This window comes from Caballeronia sp. LZ003 (assembly GCF_031451465.1).
Taxonomy (GTDB): Bacteria; Pseudomonadota; Gammaproteobacteria; order Burkholderiales; family Burkholderiaceae; genus Caballeronia.
The window spans coordinates 1-675 of the sequence record NZ_JARUXJ010000118.1; the positions used below are offsets into that span (position 1 = coordinate 1).

At 61.9% G+C, this 675-nt stretch carries 1 protein-coding gene; it reads left to right on the top strand.

All coding sequences use genetic code 11. The features are described 5' to 3' along the window. Window positions 1–675: phage tail tape measure C-terminal domain-containing protein (locus QCE79_RS33330; protein ID WP_309851745.1), on the top strand; the 675-nt coding region annotated here is incomplete at both ends.

Sequence of the window (675 nt, forward strand, 5' to 3'; positions counted from 1 at the left end):
CGCGATGCACACCGAACACTTTGCGACGCTCAAGCGCCTGCGTGACGATTGGGCGGCGGGCTTAGGCAATGGCGTCGCTGATTTTTATAAAGACACGCTTGACAAGGCTGAGACGGCGAGACAGGCGATGGTCAACGTCATGAGCCGGATGGAAGACGCGGTGGCGAAGTTCGTGACGACGGGCAAGCTTGGTGTGAGAGAGTTTGTCGCCAGCGCGCTCGCCGATCTCTCGAAGCTTGCATTGCACCAGGCAATGGGTGGCGTGATTGCAAGTCTCATGGATCGGTCACCGACCACCGGGGTGATTGCGCAGCTTCTAAAGCTGCTGCCCCATCACGCGCAGGGCGGATCCATTTCCGGGCCAGGCACGGGCACGAGCGACAGCATTCCTGCGATGTTGTCCAACGGCGAGTACGTGGTGAACGCCGCTTCGGCTCGCCAGCATCATGCGCTGCTTGACGCGATCAATTCGAACCACGCTACGCATTTCGCTTCCAGCGGCGTCGTGGGCGCAACGGCTGCAGCGGCCCCACGATCAGCGGGCGCGCAAGTTCATCTGGAGGTCCACCATCACGCAGGTGCGGGCTTGGGCGAACAGGACGCACGTGAGTTGCAGGAGATGGTGCGCGCATTTGTGGATCAGAGAATCGCCCGCAAGATGGGCGGGCAGGGCGG